Annotated in this window: 17 protein-coding genes; 11 read left to right on the top strand and 6 right to left on the bottom strand. The window is 74.2% G+C overall.

The window, feature by feature from the left end; genetic code table 11:
* Window positions 1–22: 22 nt before the first annotated feature.
* Both SNE206_RS00930 and SNE206_RS00935 read right to left on the bottom strand, forming a co-directional pair.
* A complete protein-coding gene (locus SNE206_RS00930; RefSeq protein ID WP_407911370.1) occupies window positions 23–1243 on the bottom strand; it encodes an amino acid deaminase/aldolase in 1221 nt (406 codons plus the stop codon).
* A gap of 23 nt (window positions 1244–1266) precedes the next feature.
* Window positions 1267–2223, bottom strand: coding sequence for a serine hydrolase (locus SNE206_RS00935; RefSeq protein WP_407911371.1), 957 nt, complete (start codon window positions 2221–2223; stop codon window positions 1267–1269).
* Between the two features lie 92 nt (window positions 2224–2315).
* Between SNE206_RS00935 and SNE206_RS00940 the strand changes: the two genes are divergently transcribed.
* A complete protein-coding gene (locus SNE206_RS00940; protein ID WP_407911372.1) occupies window positions 2316–3071 on the top strand; it encodes an SseB family protein in 756 nt (251 codons plus the stop codon).
* A gap of 75 nt (window positions 3072–3146) precedes the next feature.
* On the opposite strand, the gene SNE206_RS00945 is transcribed toward SNE206_RS00940, so the two are convergent.
* Complete coding sequence (locus SNE206_RS00945) at window positions 3147–3515, bottom strand: DUF1844 domain-containing protein (RefSeq protein WP_407911373.1); 369 nt, start codon at window positions 3513–3515, stop codon at window positions 3147–3149.
* Between the two features lie 443 nt (window positions 3516–3958).
* Here SNE206_RS00945 and infC point away from each other — a divergent pair, with 443 nt between their 5' ends.
* From infC to SNE206_RS00985, 8 genes are all read left to right on the top strand, one after another.
* A complete protein-coding gene (gene infC / locus SNE206_RS00950) occupies window positions 3959–4708 on the top strand; it encodes a translation initiation factor IF-3 (protein ID WP_407911609.1) in 750 nt (249 codons plus the stop codon).
* Between the two features lie 133 nt (window positions 4709–4841).
* Window positions 4842–5036, top strand: a complete 195-nt coding sequence (gene rpmI / locus SNE206_RS00955) for a 50S ribosomal protein L35 (RefSeq protein ID WP_405010475.1) — start codon at window positions 4842–4844, stop codon at window positions 5034–5036.
* Window positions 5037–5140: 104 nt separating this feature from the next.
* A complete protein-coding gene (gene rplT / locus SNE206_RS00960; RefSeq protein ID WP_100887489.1) occupies window positions 5141–5527 on the top strand; it encodes a 50S ribosomal protein L20 in 387 nt (128 codons plus the stop codon).
* Window positions 5528–5641: 114 nt separating this feature from the next.
* On the top strand, window positions 5642–6517 hold the full coding sequence (locus tag SNE206_RS00965; RefSeq protein WP_407911374.1) for a TrmH family RNA methyltransferase: 876 nt from the start codon (window positions 5642–5644) through the stop codon (window positions 6515–6517).
* Window positions 6518–6566: 49 nt separating this feature from the next.
* Window positions 6567–7670: an ATP-binding protein gene (locus tag SNE206_RS00970; protein WP_407911375.1), complete on the top strand. Its 1104-nt coding sequence runs from the start codon at window positions 6567–6569 to the stop codon at window positions 7668–7670.
* A 236-nt stretch (window positions 7671–7906) separates the two neighbouring features.
* On the top strand, window positions 7907–9028 hold the full coding sequence (gene pheS / locus SNE206_RS00975; RefSeq protein WP_407911376.1) for a phenylalanine--tRNA ligase subunit alpha: 1122 nt from the start codon (window positions 7907–7909) through the stop codon (window positions 9026–9028).
* The gene (gene pheT, locus SNE206_RS00980; RefSeq protein ID WP_407911377.1) at window positions 9028–11541 is read left to right on the top strand and encodes a phenylalanine--tRNA ligase subunit beta; all 2514 of its coding nucleotides are present in this window, start codon (window positions 9028–9030) and stop codon (window positions 11539–11541) included. The genes pheS and pheT overlap by 1 nt, the downstream gene beginning before the upstream one ends.
* A gap of 247 nt (window positions 11542–11788) precedes the next feature.
* The gene (locus tag SNE206_RS00985; RefSeq protein ID WP_407911378.1) at window positions 11789–12667 is read left to right on the top strand and encodes a chitosanase; all 879 of its coding nucleotides are present in this window, start codon (window positions 11789–11791) and stop codon (window positions 12665–12667) included.
* A 90-nt stretch (window positions 12668–12757) separates the two neighbouring features.
* On the opposite strand, the gene SNE206_RS00990 is transcribed toward SNE206_RS00985, so the two are convergent.
* Together SNE206_RS00990 and SNE206_RS00995 are read right to left on the bottom strand one after the other, a co-directional pair.
* Entirely contained in the window at window positions 12758–13222 is a 465-nt protein-coding gene (locus tag SNE206_RS00990) for a DUF732 domain-containing protein (protein ID WP_407911379.1), read from the bottom strand.
* Window positions 13223–13386: 164 nt separating this feature from the next.
* Window positions 13387–14250, bottom strand: coding sequence for a 3-hydroxybutyryl-CoA dehydrogenase (locus SNE206_RS00995; RefSeq protein WP_407911380.1), 864 nt, complete (start codon window positions 14248–14250; stop codon window positions 13387–13389).
* A gap of 247 nt (window positions 14251–14497) precedes the next feature.
* Between SNE206_RS00995 and SNE206_RS01000 the strand changes: the two genes are divergently transcribed.
* Window positions 14498–15316, top strand: a complete 819-nt coding sequence (locus SNE206_RS01000) for an SDR family NAD(P)-dependent oxidoreductase (RefSeq protein ID WP_407911381.1) — start codon at window positions 14498–14500, stop codon at window positions 15314–15316.
* Between the two features lie 48 nt (window positions 15317–15364).
* Here the strand turns inward: SNE206_RS01000 and SNE206_RS01005 are convergent, their stop codons facing one another.
* Window positions 15365–16360, bottom strand: a complete 996-nt coding sequence (locus SNE206_RS01005; protein ID WP_407911382.1) for a ketopantoate reductase family protein — start codon at window positions 16358–16360, stop codon at window positions 15365–15367.
* 498 nt (window positions 16361–16858) lie between these two features.
* Here SNE206_RS01005 and SNE206_RS01010 point away from each other — a divergent pair, with 498 nt between their 5' ends.
* A complete protein-coding gene (locus SNE206_RS01010) occupies window positions 16859–17242 on the top strand; it encodes a peptidase inhibitor family I36 protein (protein WP_407911383.1) in 384 nt (127 codons plus the stop codon).

The following is a 17242-nucleotide window of genomic DNA, read 5'->3' on the forward strand; positions in this document are numbered from 1 at the left end:
TCCGCGCGGGCGGCCCGCCCGCTCAGAGGAAGGTCAGGCCCTCGCCGCGGTAGGTCGGCACCGTGTCGACGACCTCGTCGCCCCGGACGAGGTGCAGCTCCGCGAAGCGCTCGCACAGCTCGCCCGCCTTGGCGTGCCGGAACCACACCCGGTCGCCGATCAGCAGGTCGTCGGCGGCGGCGCCGAGCAGCGGGGTCTGCACCTCGCCGGCCCCCTCCTGCGGGTCGTACCGCAGCCCGGCCGGCAGGTACGGCACGGGGGAGCGGTCCGGTCCGGCCGCGCCCGAGGCGGGGTAGCCGCCGCCGAGCACCGTCACCACGCCGACCCCGGGGCGCCGGACGACGGGCTGCGCGAAGAGCGCCGCCGGGCGTCCCCGGAAGGACGTGTAGTTGTCGAACAGCCGGGGCACGTACAGGCCCGACCCGGCGGCGACCTCGGTCACGGCCGGCTCGGCGACCGTCGACTCGACGCTGCCCGTGCCGCCGCCGTTGACGAACTCCAGGTCGGCGACCTGCCGCAGCCGCCGGACGACGGCGGCGCGGCGCTCCGCGAGCTCGGCCCGGGCCCGCGCCTGCATCAGCCGGATCGCCGCCGACCGCAGCGGCCGCCCGGCCACCCGGTCGCCGACGCCGGCGATGTGCCCCTCGTACGCCATCAGGCCGACCACCGTGAAGCCGGGCCGGGTCTGCACCAGCTCGGCGAAGGCGGCGACGGCCTCGGGGGTGCGCAGCGGCGAGCGCCGCGCGCCGATCCGCACCCGGCCGCCCAGCATCTGCAGGGCGGTGTCGAGTTCGAGGCAGACCCGTACGACTTCCGGGCCGCGGCGGGCGGCGTCGACGAGGTCGAGCTGGGCGGGGTCGTCGAGCAGCACGGTGATGCGGGCGGCCGCCACGGGGTCGGCGGTGAGCTCGCCGTAGGCGGCCCGGTCGGCGGACGGGTAGGCGAGGAGGACGTCGTCGAATCCCGCGCGGGCCAGCCGGAGGGATTCGGCGAGGGTGTAGCTCATGATCCCGGCGAAGCCGTCCATGGCCAGCACGCGCTCCAGCAGGGCCCGGCAGCGCACCGACTTGCTCGCCACCCGGATCGGCTTGCCCGCGGCGCGGCGCACCAGATCGGCGGCGTTGGCGTCGAAGGCGTCGAGGTCGACGACGGCCAGCGGGGCCTCCAGGTGCGCGGTCGCCCGGTCGTAGCGGGCGCGGTCGGAGGCGGTGCCGGACGCGGCGGCGGCGAGGTCGGTGGCCATGGCGGCAGCGTGCCACATGCCGGCTACCGCTGGGTAGTGGCTTCGGCGGCCGGTGACCCGGACGCGGCCGGGGTGCCGCCGGCCGCGGTGCCGGTGGCCGTGGTGAAGCCGTCGGTGGCGGCCCTGGCGACCGACTCGACGAGGGCGATGCCCGCCTCCTTGGTGGCCGAGCCGTCGGTGAGCACGGTGACGAGCAGTTCGCGGCCGTCGTGGACGACCCGGCCGACGCTGTTGATCACCCACTCGCCCTCGGCGGTGCGCGGCAGCCAGCCGTTCTTGAGGTGGACGGCGCCGGTGTCGTCGGCGGCGGAGACGCCCCAGTCCTGATCGGTGGCGATCTTCCCCATGAGGCCCTGCAGGTAGGTGCGGGACGGCGCGTCCAGCACGCTGTCCTCCTCGAACACCGTGCGCAGCAGCTGCAGCTGGTCGGCGGCCGTGGTGGTGGTCAGCCCCCAGTAGCCCTCCGTCCCGGCGGTGGTGGCGCTCAGGCCGAACGCGGTGTTGGCGCGGTCGAGGCCCTCGTCCGCGCCGATGGCCTGCCAGAGCCGGGTCGTCGCGTCGTTGTCGCTGTTCTCGATCATCAGCACGGCGTCGGCCTTCTGCTGCGCGGTGAGCTCGCCGGAGTTCTCCCACAGCAGCGTCGCGAGCACGTCGACCTTGACGATGCTGGCGGTGACGAAGGAGTCGGTGCCGTAGCCGGCACTCGCCCCGGAGGCCGGGTCGAGGACCGCGACCGCGAGATGGCCGTCGGCGTCCTGCACGGCGTCCTGCACGGCGTCGGCGAGCAGGGCGTCCAGGTCGACCGCCGGGGTGGGGGAGGCGGTGGCGGAGACCGGGGCGGAGCGGTGGCCCGCGGCGGACCCGGAGCGGTAGGCCCACGTGCCGGCCAGGGCGAGCACCAGCACGAGGGTCAGCGCCACGCGGCGTATGCGGCGCTTTCGCCGGCGCGCGGCCGTGCGGGCCTGTCGTCGGGACGTCATGCCGGTGATCCTGGGCCGGGCGTCTGTGGCCCGGGTGAGGTGCGGGTGAGTGCCGTCTGAGAAGCACCTCAGGGGTGGCATACCCTCGACGGGTGGAGCCCAAGAACATTCCGAACCCCGGATTCGCCGACGACGACGGCACCGCCGACCCGCGCCTCGCGCAGGCCCTCACCGCGTGGGAGGCCGACGCGGCCGCCGAGCCGGAGCTGCTCGCGGCACTGACCCGCAGCCGGCTGATGGTGCCGATCGTGGCGCTGCTGGGGGAGGTCGGGACCGGCGCGGACGGGCTGCGGCACGAGAAGAGCAGCGACATGGCGGTGCCCCTGGTCGAGGCCGCGGACGGCCGGCGCGCCCTGCCAGCGTTCACCTCGCTGGAGACGATGGCCCGCTGGCGCGCCGACGCCCGCCCGGCGCCGGTGGCGGCGCCGCAGGCGGCGATGGTGGCGTACGCGGAACGGGCGGACACCCTGCTGGTCGATCCGGCCGGTCCGGTCGCGTACCAGGTGAACGGCGCCCGGCTGCGGGCGCTCGCGGAGAACCGGCCGTACCTGCCGCCGGCCCGCGATCCGCAGGTGCTGGCGGCGCTGCGGGAGCTGCTGGCGGCCGAGCCGGTCGTGGACCGCGGCTATCTGCGGCCCGGCCCGGAGGTCGACGCGGTGCTCGTGCTGGTGCCGGCCGCCGGCACGGCGGCGGACGAACTGCGCGGGCCGGTCGACCGGCTCGTCGCGGGGCTGGCCGAGGACGGCGTCCTGCGGGTGCGCCTGGAGCACGGGCTGCAGCTGGCGCTGCTCCGGGAGGGGCCGGCGGGCGAGCCGTTCTACCGGCGGGACGCGCCCGCGCAGGTCTGAAGACACGCCCGCGCAGGTCCGGGACGCGCCCGCGGGCCCGGGTGCGCGGCGGGTGCGCGCCCGGGCCCGGCGGTGTCAGGAGTAGACGGGGCCGGTGAACTTCTCGCCGGGGCCGGTGCCGGGGGCGTCCGGCACGAGGGAGGCCTCGCGGAAGGCGAGCTGCAGGGACTTCAGGCCGTCGCGCAGCGGCGCGGCGTGGAAGTTGCTGATCTCCGGGGCGCCCGCGGTGACCAGGCCGGCCAGCGCGGTGATGAGCTTGCGCGCCTCGTCGAGGTCCTTGTCGGCCTCGCCGCCCTCGGCCAGGCCGCACTTGACCGCGGCCGCGCTCATGAGGTGCACGGCGACGGTGGTGATCACCTCGACGGCGGGCACCTCGGCGATGTCGCGGGTGAGGTCGTCGAATCCGATCGCCTGGTCGTCGTGCTCGTGGGGCTGGCTGGTCAAGGTGACTCACTCCGTCGGGCCGGTGGACGTTCACCAGGGAGCGTACAAGGCGGCGCTCCCCGGCCGGTCCGGCCGGTCCGGCCGTCGGCGGGGGCGGAATACCGGAGGCGGCGGGAACGCTGCTATGATTCGAGACTGACCGGCCAGGAGTCCGCAAGGACGCCCGGCCAGCAAGTGGAGGCTCCACCCAGGAGGCCCGAGAGGGCAACCGCGAAAGTCTCCCACCCGATCGTCCTCCGGGTCGACGGGTTCCGGTCCGCGGCAGGTGCCGACCAGCACCGGCCGCCAGTGACGCCCGCCGAGGGCGCCCCGGTTGTGTGGAGCCCCGCTTGTACCGCGCGGGGCTTTTTTCGTGCGTTCGGTGCCTTTCCGGGCAGCGAAGCATGAATGAAGCCCCGCCCAGTGGTCGAAACCACGACGTGCGACCGCCGCCCGACGGCCGCATCGGAAAAAGGTGCAACCAAGGAGGCCCCATCAGCACCGAGCCCCGCATCAACGACCGGATTCGCGTCCCCGAGGTGCGACTCGTCGGTCCCAGCGGTGAGCAGGTCGGCATCGTGCCGCTTGCCAAGGCGCTGGAGCTTGCGCAGGAGTACGACCTCGACCTGGTCGAGGTGGCGGCGACGGCACGTCCGCCGGTCTGCAAGCTCATGGACTACGGCAAGTTCAAGTACGAGTCGGCCATGAAGGCCCGTGAGGCGCGGAAGAACCAGGCGCACACGGTCATCAAGGAGATGAAGCTCCGGCCGAAGATCGACCCGCACGACTATGACACCAAGAAGGGTCACGTCGTTCGGTTCCTCAAGCAGGGCGACAAGGTCAAGATCACGATCATGTTCCGCGGTCGTGAGCAGTCCCGCCCCGAGCTGGGCTTCCGACTGCTGCAGCGGCTTGCGGACGACGTCCAGGATCTGGGCTTCGTGGAGTCCTCGGCCAAGCAGGACGGCCGAAACATGATCATGGTCCTCGGCCCGCACAAGAAGAAGACCGAGGCGATGGCCGAGGCCCGTGCCATTGCGGACGCCCGCAAGGCCGAGCGCCAGGGCCGCACCCTGACCGGCTCCGAGCAGGACGAGCCGATCGAGGACGACGAGGCGGAGCTCTCCGCCGAGGACGAGCCGATCGAGGAGTCCGCCGAGCCCGCCGGTGCTGCCGAGGTCGAGCAGCCGGCCGAGGCCGGGCAGGACAGCTGAGCCCACGGGCTCGGCCGACCGCACGGTCCGGCCAACCGGGCCGGAGCTCCCGCTCCGGCCCTGCAGAGAAATCCACTCCCGGCCCGCACAGCAGTGCGCGGGCCGGGGCGGACCGACGAGGAGAAACGGCGACATGCCGAAGCAGAAGACGCACAGCGGCGCCAGCAAGCGCTTCAAGATCACTGGCTCCGGGAAGGTGCTGCGCGAGCGTGCCGGCCGTCGCCACCTGTTGGAGCACAAGCCCTCGACGCTGACCCGCAAGCTTGCCGGCACCGTCCAGCTGGCCCCCGCCGACGCCAAGAAGATCAAGAAGCTTCTCGGCAAGTGATCGCCCGCCCGCGGCCCGGCCGCGGGAGACGGCTGATCCTTCCCGACCCGATCGATTGACGGACCGCCCGGAGCCATCCGCGGTCCAACCCAAGGAGTAATCACGTGGCACGCGTCAAGCGGGCAGTAAACGCCCACAAGAAGCGCCGGGTCATCCTCGAGCGGGCCAGCGGTTACCGCGGCCAGCGCTCCCGCCTTTACCGTAAGGCGAAGGAGCAGGTCACCCACTCGCTCGTCTACAACTTCAACGACCGCAAGAAGCGCAAGGGCGACTTCCGTCAGCTGTGGATCCAGCGCATCAACGCTGCGGCCCGCGCCAACGGCATCACCTACAACCGCTTCGTCCAGGGCCTGAAGGCCGCGGGCGTCGAGATCGACCGCAAGATGCTGGCCGACCTGGCCGTCAACGACGCCGCCGCGTTCGCGGTGCTCGTCGAGGTCGCCCAGAAGGCTCTGCCGGAGGACGTCAACGCCCCCAAGGTCGCCGCCTGATCCAGGCACCGGCACGGCAGTTGAGCACGTAGGGCCCGCAGGTGACCAACACCTGCGGGCCCGAAGCGTCTTTCCGGCGTTCCCAGCGAACGCCTTCCTCCGGAGAACGAGAGCATGCAGAGCACCGACACCCCCCTGCTCACCTCCCTGCGCTCCCCGCGCGTCGTCGCCGCCCGCAAGCTGGCGCGACGCAACCAGCGCTCCAAGGACCGCCGCTTCCTCGCCGAGGGCCCGCAGGCCGTCCGCGAGGCCGTGGCGTACGGGCGGGTGCCGGGCTCCGCGGACCACGCCGTGGTGGAGATCTACCTCACCGCGCAGGCGCTGGAACGGCACGCCGACATCGTCGACGCCGCCGAGCAGGCCGGGCTGCCGCTGCTCACCGCCACCGACGAGGTGATCGCGGAGATCTGCGACACCGTCACCCCGCAGGGCGTCGTCGCGCTGTGCCGCTTCATCGACACCCCCTTCGAGGAGGTGCTGGCGGCCCGTCCGCAGCTGGTCGCCGTGCTCGCGCACGTGCGCGACCCCGGCAACGCCGGCACCGTGCTGCGCACCGCCGACGCGGCCGGCGCGGACGCGGTGATCCTCACCGACGCCTCCGTCGACCCGTACAACCCGAAGGCCGTGCGGGCCTCCGTCGGCAGCCTCTTCCACCTGCCCTTCGCCACCGGCGTGCCGGTCGAGGAGGCCGTGGCCCGGCTGCGCGAGGCGGGCGTGCGCGTGCTGGCCGCCGACGGCGCCGGCGTACGCGACCTCGACCAGGAGCTCGACGAGGGCACGCTCGGCGCGCCCGGCGCCTGGGTGTTCGGCAACGAGGCGTGGGGCCTGCCGGAGGAGACCCGCGCACTCGCCGACGAGGTGGTGCGCGTGCCCATCCACGGACACGCCGAGAGCCTCAACCTCGCCACGGCCGCCGCCGTCTGCCTCTACGCTTCGGCCCGCGCCCAGCGCTCGCCCGGAGGGTGTCGCACACAGGCGCAGGGGCGCTAGGGTCGGCCTCGTCGGGGGCGGGAACACGGCGGGTCAGGGGAGGACGCCCATGGTCGGGGACGGGACGGGGCTCGACCCGGACGACCTGCCGGACGGCCTGGTGGTCGCCGGTGAGGACGGCCGCGTGGTCTGCTTCAACAGCGCGGCGGCCCGGCTCACCGGCCGCCGGCCCGAGGCCGTGCTGGGCGTCCTGCTGGAGGAGGCCCTCCCGCTGGAGGACCTCGACGGCCGCCGCTGGTGGAAGATCTCCGATCCGTACGGCGGCCTCGCCATCCGCACCGGCCAGCCCGAGCGCAACCTGCTGCTGCCCGGGGGCTGCGAGGTGCTCGTCTCCGCCCGGTACGTCCGGGAGCGGCCCGGCGGGCCCGTCCGGCGGGTCGTGGTGGCGCTGCGCGGCACCGAGGCCCGGCGCCGCACCGAGCGCAGCCACGCGGAGCTGATCGCCACCGTCGCGCACGAGCTGCGCTCCCCGCTGACCAGCGTCAAGGGCTTCACCGCGACGCTGCTCGCCAAGTGGGAGCGGTTCAACGACGGCCAGAAGCGCGTGATGCTGGAGACCGTCGACGCCGACGCCGACCGGGTCACCCGGCTGATCGCCGAACTCCTCGACATCTCGCGGATCGACGCGGGCCGGCTGGAGGTGCGCAAGCAGGTCGTCGACCTGGCGGCGGCCGTCCGCCGGCACGTGGACGGCAAGGTCGCGGCCGGCATCCCCGCCGAGCGGTTCGACATCCGCATCACCGAACCCCTCGGCCAGCAGTGGGCCGACCCGGACAAGATCGACCAGGTGCTGGGCAACCTGCTGGAAAATGCGGTGCGGCACGGCGAGGGGACTGTCACCATCGAGGTGGCACCGGCCCGCGAGCTCGTCGAGGACGCCGGCCGAGGGCTCCCGGGCACCCCGCCCCGGATCGTGGAAGGGACAGCGGTCACCGTGAGCGACGAAGGCGGCGGCATCCCCGAGGAGTCGATGCCGCGCGTCTTCACCCGCTTCTGGCGCGGTTCCAAGCGCGGCGGCACCGGCCTGGGCCTCTACATCGTCAAGGGCATCGTCGAGGCCCACGGCGGCGCGATCCGGATCAGCCGCGCGCCCTCCGGCGGCGCCCGGTTCCGATTTATCCTGCCCGCCGGCGTGCCCGACTTCATGCTCTAGCAGCCTCTGGGGTCCGCAGCCCGGCGGGCTCACGCGCGCACGGCCCCGGACGGACGAACCGGCCGTCGGCGTGCTGCGACTACACTCGACCTTTGGCGTTGTGGGACGCCCTGCGCGGCCGCGCCGCGGACACCCCTCCCGGTACCGGGGCAGGGGATGCCCGTGTTCCGGCCACGCCGGGCGTAGCGCAAGGGCGAGCCATCCACTTCACGAGCAGGAGCACGGGAAAGATAGAGATGTCGGCACCCAACAAGTCGTACGACCCGGTCGAGGTCGAGGCACTCAAGCCCGAGGTGGTGGAGCAGGCCCGGAACGAGGCGATCGCCGCGTTCGCGGAGGCCGGCGACCTCGACGCGCTCAAGCAGGCCAAGGTCGCCCACACCGGCGACCGTTCGCCCCTCGCCCTCGCCAACCGGGAGATCGGCGCGCTGCCGCCGCACGCCAAGGCCGCGGCGGGCAAGCTGATCGGCCAGGCCCGCGGAGCGGTCAACCAGGCCCTGGCCCGGCGCCAGGCCGAGCTGGAGGCGGAGCGCGACGCGCGCGTCCTCGTCGAGGAGGCGGTGGACGTCACGCTGCCGTACGGCCGCGCACCCCGCGGCGCCCGGCACCCGCTGACCACCCTCGCCGAGCGCATCGAGGACACCTTCGTGGCCATGGGCTACGAGGTCGCCTCCGGTCCCGAGGTCGAGGCGGAGTGGCTCAACTTCGACGCCCTCAACCTGCACCAGGACCACCCGGCCCGCTCCATGCAGGACACCTTCTTCGTGCAGGCCCCGGACGGCTCCGCCGACTCCGGCGTCGTGCTGCGCACCCAGACCTCCCCGGTGCAGATCCGCACCATGCTGGAGCGCCGGCCCCCGCTGTACGCGGTGAGCCCCGGCCGGGTCTACCGCACCGACGAGCTCGACGCCACGCACACCCCGGTGTTCCGCCAGGTCGAGGGCCTCGCGATCGACGAGGGCATCACCTTCGCCGACCTCAAGGGCACCATCGAGGTGCTCGTCGAGAAGCTCATCGGCGGCCACCTGGAGCTGCGCTGGCGCCCCTCGTACTTCCCCTTCACCGAGCCGAGCGCCGAGGTCGACCTCCAGTGCTTCGTCTGCCGCGGTGAGAGCGTCGGCAACCCGGACCGCCCCTGCCGCACCTGCTCCTCCGAGGGCTGGATCGAGCTCGGCGGCTGCGGCGTCGTCAACCCGCGGGTGCTGATCGCCGCCGGTGTCGACCCCGACCGCTACAGCGGGTTCGCCTTCGGCCTGGGCCTGGAGCGAATCCTGATGAACCGCCACAACGTCGCCGACATGCGCGACATGGTCGAGGGTGACGTCCGCTTCACCCTCCCGTTCGGGATGGAGATCTGATGCGCGTCCCGCTTTCCTGGCTGCGCGAGTACGTCGACCTGCCCGCCGGCGAGACCGGCCGTGACGTGGCGGCCCGGCTCGTCCGCGCAGGCCTGGAGGTCGAGACCGTCGAGCAGATCGGCGCCGACCTCAAGGGCCCGCTGGTGGTCGGCCAGGTGCTCTCCGTCGAGGTGCTGTCCGGCTTCAAGAAGCCGATCCGGCACTGCTTCGTCGACGTCGGCGACGCCAACGGCACCGGCGAGCCGCAGGAGATCGTCTGCGGCGCGACCAACTTCCAGGTCGGCGACAAGGTCGTCGTCGTGCTCCCCGGCGCGGTGCTGCCCGGCCCGTTCCCGATCGCGGCGCGCGAGACCTACGGCCACACCTCGGCCGGCATGATCTGCTCCGCCCGCGAGCTCGGCATGGGTGACGACCACCACGGCATCCTCGTGCTGCCCTCGCACCACGAGGTCGGCACCGACGCGATCGAGCTGCTCCAGCTCGTCGACGAGGTGCTCGACATCGCGGTCACCCCCGACCGCGGCTACTGCCTCTCGCTGCGCGGCGTGGCCCGCGAGGCCGCCGCCGCGTACGGCCTGCCGCTGGCCGACCCGGCGCTGCTCGACGTGCCCCCGGCCAACGCCTACGGCTACCCGGTGAAGGTCTCCGACCCGGCGGGCTGCGACCGCTTCGTCGCCCGCACGGTGACCGGCGTCGACCCGGCCGCGCCGTCGCCGTTCTGGCTGCAGCGCCGCCTGCAGAAGGCCGGCATCCGGCCGATCTCGCTGACCGTCGACATCACCAACTACGTGATGCTGGAGGTCGGCCAGCCGCTGCACGCGTACGACCGGTCCCGGCTCGACGGCCCGATCCACGTCCGCCGGGCGGAGGAGGGCGAGATCCTCACCACCCTCGACGGCGTCAAGCGCAAGCTCGTCGCCGAGGACCTGCTGATCTGCGACAACTCCGGCCCGATCGGCCTGGCCGGCGTGATGGGCGGCGCCACCACCGAGATCCTCGACCCCGTCGTGGACCCGGAGACCGGCGAGGTCACCGGCTCGACCGAGATCGTCGTCGAGGCCGCGCACTTCGACCCGGTCGGTGTCGCCCGCACGGCGAAGCGGCACAAGCTGCCCTCCGAGGCGTCCAAGCGCTTCGAGCGCGGCGTCGACCCGGAGGCCGCCCGCGCCGCCGCCCAGCGCGCCGTCGACCTGCTGGTGCTGATCGCCGGCGGCACCGCCGAGGCCGGGGTCACCGACATCGCCGCACCGCACCCGGTGCGCACCATCTCGATCTCCGCCGACCTGCCCGACCGCGTCGCCGGCACCGGGTACGGCCGCGAGACCGTCACCCGGCGCCTGCAGGAGGTCGGCTGCTCGGTCTCCGGGGCGGACGTCCTGGAGGTCACCCCGCCGAGCTGGCGCCCCGACCTCACGGACCCGTACGACCTCGCGGAGGAGGTCATCCGGCTGGAGGGCTACGACAACGTGCCCGCGCGGATGCCCAACGTGCCGCCCGGCCGCGGTCTGACCGACGTCCAGCGCTTCCACCGCCGCGCGGGCGTGGCCCTCGCGGCCGCGGGCTTCGTCGAGATCAACGCCTACCCGTTCGTCGGCGACGCGGCCTTCGACGCGCTCGGCCTGGAGAAGGACGACGAGCGGCGCCGCACGGTGAAGCTCGTCAACCCGCTCAACGACGAGGAGCCGGCGCTGCGCACCACGCTGCTGCCCGGTCTCCTCGGCGCGCTGCGCCGCAACATCGGCCGCGGCAACACCGACCTCGCGCTCTTCGAGACGGGCACGGTCTTCCTGCCCAAGGACGAGCTGAAGGTCGCCCCGCGGCTGCCCGTCGACCGGCGGCCCAGCGAGGCGGAGCTCGCCCGGCTCGACGCCGCGCTGCCGGACCAGCCGCGCCGGGTCGCGGTCGCCCTCGCGGGCGAGCGGGTGCCCTCCGGCTGGTGGGGCAAGGGCGCCAGCGCCTCCTGGGCGGACGCGGTGGAGGCGGCCCGTACGGTCGCTGCCGCGGCCAACCTGGAGCTGACCGTCCGCCAGGGGCAGCGCGCCCCGTGGCACCCCGGCCGCTGCGCCGAGCTCGTCGTGGACGGCCGTGTGGTCGGCCACGCGGGCGAGCTGCACCCGCGGGTGGTCAAGGCGATGCACCTGCCCGAGCGCACCGCCGCGATGGAGATCGACCTCGACGTGCTCCTGGCGGACGGCGCCCGCACGGTGTCCGGGCCGGCGGTCTCCGCCTACCCGGTCGCCACCCAGGACGTCGCGCTGATCGTCGACTCCGCCGTGCCGGCCGCCGAGGTGGAGGCCGCGCTGCGCGACGGTGCCGGCGAACTGCTGGAGGCCGTCCGGCTGTTCGACGTGTTCACCGGCGAGCAGGCGGGTGCCGGCAAGAAGTCGCTGGCGTACACGCTGCGCTTCCGGGCCACGGACCGCACGCTGACCGCGGACGAGGCCTCGGCCGCGCGCGCGTCGGCGGTCGCGGTCGCGGCGGCCCGCACCGGCGCGGTGCTGCGCGGGGCCTGACGCCCGATCGGCCCGAAGGGCCCCGTCCCGGACCTGAGTCCGGGGCGGGGCCCTTCGGCGTTGCGGGCTCCGCCGCCGGGGGCTGCCGGCCCGGCGAACGTTAGCGGTGGCTTAAGGCAGCGTGCAGGTTGCTCCGCCCCTCTTGCGGGTTCAATGCCATGACCGCTTCACTCTTGGTTAGGAAAGTTTCCTAACCGGAGCTCGGGCACTCCTGTGCCCGCGCGCAGTCGAGCTGACGGAGCGCCCCATGCCCGCACCGCACCGCACCGCCCGCACCAGCCCCCGCACCCACCGCGCCCGCCCCCGGGCCGTCCGGACCGCCCTCGCGATCCTGCTCGCCGCCGTCCCGCTGACCGTCGCCACCGTGGCCGTCGGCGCGTCCGGCGCCGACGCGGCCGTCGTCACGGCCGCCGCCGTCGGCCTCGACGACGCGCACAAGAAGGACATCGCCATGCAGCTCGTCTCCAGCGCCGAGAACTCCTCGCTCGACTGGAAGGCGCAGTACCCCTACATCGAGGACATCGGCGACGGCCGCGGCTACACCGCCGGCATCATCGGCTTCTGCTCCGGCACCGGCGACATGCTCGACCTCGTCGAGCACTACACCGACCTCAGGCCCGGCAACGTCCTCGCCAAGTACCTCCCCGCCCTGCGGAAGGTCGACGGCACCGACTCGCACAGCGGCCTCGGCTCCGCCTTCACCAGGGACTGGGCCACCGCCGCCAAGGACGGCACCTTCCGGCAGGCCCAGGACGACGAGCGCGACCGCGTCTACTTCGGCCCGGCCGTCGCGCAGGCCAAGAAGGACGGGCTCCGCGCCCTCGGCCAGTTCGTCTACTACGACGCCATCGTCATGCACGGCCCCGGAAGCAGCTCCGACAGCTTCGGCGGCATCCGCGCCGCCGCCATGAAGAAGGCCAGGACCCCCGCCCAGGGCGGCGACGAGACCGCCTACCTCAACGCCTTCCTCGACGCCCGCAAGGTCGTCATGAAGCAGGAGGAGGCGCACGCCGACACCAGCCGCGTCGACACCGCCCAGCGGGTCTTCCTGAACGCGCGGAACTTCGACCTCAACCCGCCGCTGAAGTGGAAGGTCTACGGCGACCCGTACCAGATCGACAGCTGAGACCGCTGCCGCGCCCGGCCCGCGGCACGCGGGAGGGCCCGGAGGCGGAACCGCGCCCCCGGGCCCTCCGTCACGTCGCGGGCGGCCGCGTCACGGACAGATCGACGCCTGCACGATGACCGCGATCATCTGGCCCTGCTGCTCCGACAGCGTCGAACCGGCGCCCGAGAAGTAGCCCGCCGTGTTCTTCGCGACGGTCGCCGCGTCCTTGCCCGCGTGGATGTCACCGCAGGTGCGCTGCGCCGCGGCGATCGTGCGCTCCTTGTCCAGCGCCAGCTTCGGGTCGATCTGTCCCAGACCGGCGACCATCGCCAGCTGCTTCGCGGTCTCCGCGGCCGCCGCGGTGCCGGACGGCTTCGGCAGGGTGGTGGGCAGCGCGGTGGTGGCCGACGCCGGGGCCTCCGGGACGGCGGACGAGGCGTCCGCGGCCGGTGCGGACGCGGTCGGCGACACGGGCGGCGCCGCATCGGCGGTCTTGCCGCCGTCGCTGCTGCACGCGCCGAGGGAGAGCACGGCCGCAGCGGTGAGGGTGGTGACGATCATTCGAGTTCGCATGGCACCACCGTGTCAGAGACGGTGCGGCGGGCCGAGACCCGTGACCATGCTGTGACGGCGCTGTACCGCGCCGGTGGCCCACCCCGCGCGCCGGCCGGCGGACCGCCCCCCGCCCCCGCCCACCGCCCCCGCCCACCGGCCGCGGCCGGTGGGCGGGTCGGCGGTCAGGCCGTGTAGTCGTAGAAGCCCCGGCCGGACTTCCGGCCGAGCAGCCCCGCGTCGACCATCCGCGACAGCAGCGGCGGCGCCGCGTACAGCGGCTCCTTGAACTCGTCGTACATCGACTCCGCGATCGACACGATGGTGTCCAGGCCGATCAGGTCGCACAGCCGCAGCGGGCCCATCGGGTGGGCGCAGCCGGCCTCCATGCCCTTGTCGATGTCCGCGGCGGTGGCCACGCCCGTCTCGAACATCCGCACCGCGGAGAGCAGGTACGGCACCAGCAGGGCGTTCACCACGAAACCGGCCCGGTCGCGGGCGCGGATGGGCTCCTTGCCGAGCACCTGCACGGCGAACTCCTCCACCCGCGCCGTGGTCGCGGCCGAGGTGGTGAGCGTCGGGACGACCTCGACGAGCTTCTGCACCGGCGCCGGGTTGAAGAAGTGCAGGCCGACGACCTGCTCCGGGCGGGAGGTCGACGCGGCGAGCTTCACGATCGGGATGGACGAGGTGTTCGAGGCGAGGATCGCGTCGCGGCGCTCGACCACCCGGTCGAGGGTCTCGAAGATCTTCACCTTGACGTCCTCGCGCTCGGCGACCGCCTCGACGACGAGGTCGCGGTCGGCGAAGTCGGCGAGGTCGGTGGTGAAGGCGAGGCGGGAGAGGGCCTCGGCCCGCTGCTCCTCCGTCAGCTTGCCGCGCTTCACGGCGGTCTCCAGGGAACCCGTCAGCCGGGTGCGGCCGAGCTCCAGGGCCTCGCCGGTGGCCTCGGCGACCAGGACGTCCAGCCCCGCCCGGGCGAAGACCTCCGCGATGCCCGATCCCATGAGGCCGCAGCCGATCACTCCGACGCGCGCGATGTCACTCACTCAGTTGCCCTTCACGGTCATGCCGGGGATCGCCCGGCGAAGTGCTGTCCAGCGGGTCGGCGCCGGGCACGGTGGGCCGGACGCGTGTCCAGCTCGACCGTACTACCCCGCCGGCACCGTCCCGCGCCGTGGGCCGTTCGGATGACCTCGGGACGTGTCCCGGGCGGCCGGGCCCGCGGCGGCGCCGGGCGGCGTCAGAATGCGGGGCGACCTCGGATCGCGGGGCAGCCGAGGGAGGGAGCACGTCATGGGCACGGGATCGCTCGCGGGGCAGGTCGGCCTGGTCACCGGCGCGGGCCGCGGGATCGGCCGGGAGATCGCCGTCGGGCTGGCCGCCGAGGGCATGGCGCTGGGTCTGATCGGCCGTACGCACGCCACGCTGACCGAGACCCTCCGCGCCTGCGTCCGCCACGGCGGCCGCGGGGTCGCCGTCGGCGCCGACGTCACCCGGCCCGGTTCGGTGCGGGAGGCCGTCCGCACCGTCGAGCGCGACCTCGGCCCGATCGACCTGCTGGTCAACAACGCCGGCCAGGTCGACCACGCGGAGGTGCCGCTGTGGGAGACCGACCCGAACCAGTGGTGGCAGGTCGTGGAGACCAACCTGCGCGGCCCCTACAACATGCTGCGCAGCGTGCTGCCCGGCATGGTCGGGCGCGGCCGCGGGCGGGTGGTCAACCTCAACTCCGGTTTCGCGGTGCGCCCCGACGGCCGGTACACGGCGTACGCGACCTCCAAGGGCGCCCTGCTGCGGCTCTCCGACAACATCGCGGACTCGCTCGCCGCGCACCACGTGGTGGTGCTCGACATCAGCCCCGGCGCGATCGCCACCGACATGACCGCCCGCATGCCGATGTTCGCGGACATGAAGGAGTGGGGATCGCTGCCGTACACGGTGGCCGTCGTGGTGGACGCCGCCCGCGGCCGGTTCGACGCGCTGCACGGCAGGTTCGTGCACGCGGGCCGGGACAACCTGGAGTCGCTGGTCGCGCAGGCCGAGGAGATCGCGCGGAGCGACGCGCGCACCCTGCGGCTGCGCGCGTACGGGCCGGAGGACCCGCTCGCCTGAGCCCGGCACCGGCACCGGCACCAGCGGCGGCACCGGCGGTGGCCGGCCTCAGCCGGCCGCCAGCTCCGCCAGGGCGGCGTCCGGCAGGCTGCCGGGCGCCCGGCCCTCCCGGGCGAACGCGCCCGCCAGTCGCTGCAGCGCCTCGTTGACCGGGGTGGGCACGCCGTGGAGGCGGCCCAGCAGCACGATCTCGCCGTTGAGGTGGTCCGCCTCGATGTCGCCCGCGCCGCGGGCGAGGCTCTGCCACGACGAGCCGCCGCCGCGGGTCTCCCCGTCGATCGGCCGGGGCGTCACCCGGTCCCCGCGTACGGCCCGCTGCTCCTCGTCGCCCGCGGGTACGATGCCCGCGGCGGCGAGCACGGCCGCGCCCTCGGCGGCCGCCCGGGCGGCGACCGACTCCCGCAGCCCGCCCTCGACCGGCCCGGCGACGGCCTCCAGCGCGTTGGCGAGGTTGCTCAGCAGTTTGGCGTACTTCCACCGCATGACGTCGTCGCTGACGGGGGCGCCGAAGCCGGACGCCTCCAGGTCGGCGGAGATCCGCCGGGCGGTCGCGTCCCGGCCGGCCGGGTAGCGGCCGAGGTGCAGGATGCCGCTGAGCGGGGCGCCGGGTGCGACGACGCGGCCGGGCTCCAGGTGGGTGGAGGGCAGCCACACGCACACCCCGTACACGTGCCGGAAGCGGCGCAGCGCGAGGCGCTCGTTCTCGACGCCGTTCTGGGCGCAGAGCAGCGGCAGCAGCTCGCCGGCCGTGCCGCCGCCCGCCACCGGGCGGGCCGCCCACCGGTCGAGCAGCGGCAGGGAGTGCTGGGTCTTCACGGCGAGCAGCAGCACGTCGCCGGGGCGGAGGCCGAGCTCCTCCGGCCCGCCGGTCGCGGGCACCGGCAGGGTGCGCGGGCCTTCGGGCGTGGTGAGCCGCAGGCCGTCCCGGCGCAGGGCGTCGAGGTGGGCGCCGCGGGCGACGAGCACCACGTCGTGGCCTGATTCGTGGAGCCGGCCGCCGATGGTGCCGCCGACCGCGCCGGCGCCGATCACGATGTAGCGCATGCCCCGACCCTGCCACGGCGGTGCCGTCGACGTCGCCGCCGGTGGGGCGGTTTCCGGCCGACTTGTCGTGTCCGGTGCAGGAGTGGGCGCGGGCGGCGCCGCGGCGGGCCTCCGCCCGGATCCGCGCCGGTCAGCGCGGGCGGTACGGGCGCCCTCCGCCGGGCGGGCGGCCGGCCTCCGGGCGTCCTGCGTCCCCGGGCCGGGCGGCGGCGGCGACCGGAGGGTGGGCGTCCGGATCCGTGCCCCCCGGTGGGCGTGGGGAAGATCGCGCAGGCCGGGGCCGGAAGGGGCGGACGGCGCGGGCGGGACGGACGGGTCCGGTGGGCCCGGCCGCCCGCCCGCCGCCCGCGTCGCGCGGCCCCGCCCCGCACCGGCCCGATCGCGGCGGTCGCCGCCCGGCCCCGCCGCCGCCACCCTGTGGCCGCGCGCGCACGCTCGGTAGTGTCCGGGGCGCACGGCCGCCAACAGGCCGGTCGTTCGTCTGCAGGAGGTTGGGGTATGGGCATCGCACGACGCGCAGGACGCACGGCCGCAGCGGTGGCGCTCGCCGTCGGTGCGAGCATCGGTGGCCTCGCCACCCCGGCCGCCGCCGCCGGCCCCTGCCAGGTGGGCTGGGTCTGCCTGTACAACGACGAGAGCTTCCAGGGCGGCATGTGGTACCACGGCGACGCCGCGGGCACCTACAACCTCAGCGGCTTCAACGACATCGCGTCGTCCTGGATCAACAACTCCTGGTACCGGGACGCCAAGTGGTTCTGGGGCGCCAACGCCTCCGGCGGCAGTGCCTGCATGAACACCAACTCCAGCAAAATATCCGTCGGTTGGTACAACAATGACGAGGCGAGCTCGGTCGTCGTCTACACCGACGACCGCGCCTGCTGA

The sequence above is a fragment of the Kitasatospora sp. NE20-6 genome (assembly GCF_045862635.1).

Excerpts from the sequence above, each read along its gene's own strand:
- SNE206_RS00930 (WP_407911370.1), bottom strand. The coding sequence starts at position 1,243 with ATGGCCACCGACCTCGCCGCCGCCGCGTCCGGCACCGCCTCCGACCGC.
- SNE206_RS00935 (WP_407911371.1), bottom strand. The coding sequence starts at position 2,223 with ATGACGTCCCGACGACAGGCCCGCACGGCCGCGCGCCGGCGAAAGCGC.
- rpmI (WP_405010475.1), top strand. The coding sequence starts at position 4,842 with ATGCCGAAGCAGAAGACGCACAGCGGCGCCAGCAAGCGCTTCAAGATC.
- SNE206_RS00965 (WP_407911374.1), top strand. The coding sequence starts at position 5,642 with ATGCAGAGCACCGACACCCCCCTGCTCACCTCCCTGCGCTCCCCGCGC.
- SNE206_RS00970 (WP_407911375.1), top strand. The coding sequence starts at position 6,567 with ATGGTCGGGGACGGGACGGGGCTCGACCCGGACGACCTGCCGGACGGC.
- pheS (WP_407911376.1), top strand. The coding sequence starts at position 7,907 with ATGTCGGCACCCAACAAGTCGTACGACCCGGTCGAGGTCGAGGCACTC.
- pheT (WP_407911377.1), top strand. The coding sequence starts at position 9,028 with ATGCGCGTCCCGCTTTCCTGGCTGCGCGAGTACGTCGACCTGCCCGCC.
- SNE206_RS00985 (WP_407911378.1), top strand. The coding sequence starts at position 11,789 with ATGCCCGCACCGCACCGCACCGCCCGCACCAGCCCCCGCACCCACCGC.
- SNE206_RS00990 (WP_407911379.1), bottom strand. The coding sequence starts at position 13,222 with ATGCGAACTCGAATGATCGTCACCACCCTCACCGCTGCGGCCGTGCTC.
- SNE206_RS01000 (WP_407911381.1), top strand. The coding sequence starts at position 14,498 with ATGGGCACGGGATCGCTCGCGGGGCAGGTCGGCCTGGTCACCGGCGCG.
- SNE206_RS01005 (WP_407911382.1), bottom strand. The coding sequence starts at position 16,360 with ATGCGCTACATCGTGATCGGCGCCGGCGCGGTCGGCGGCACCATCGGC.
- SNE206_RS01010 (WP_407911383.1), top strand. The coding sequence starts at position 16,859 with ATGGGCATCGCACGACGCGCAGGACGCACGGCCGCAGCGGTGGCGCTC.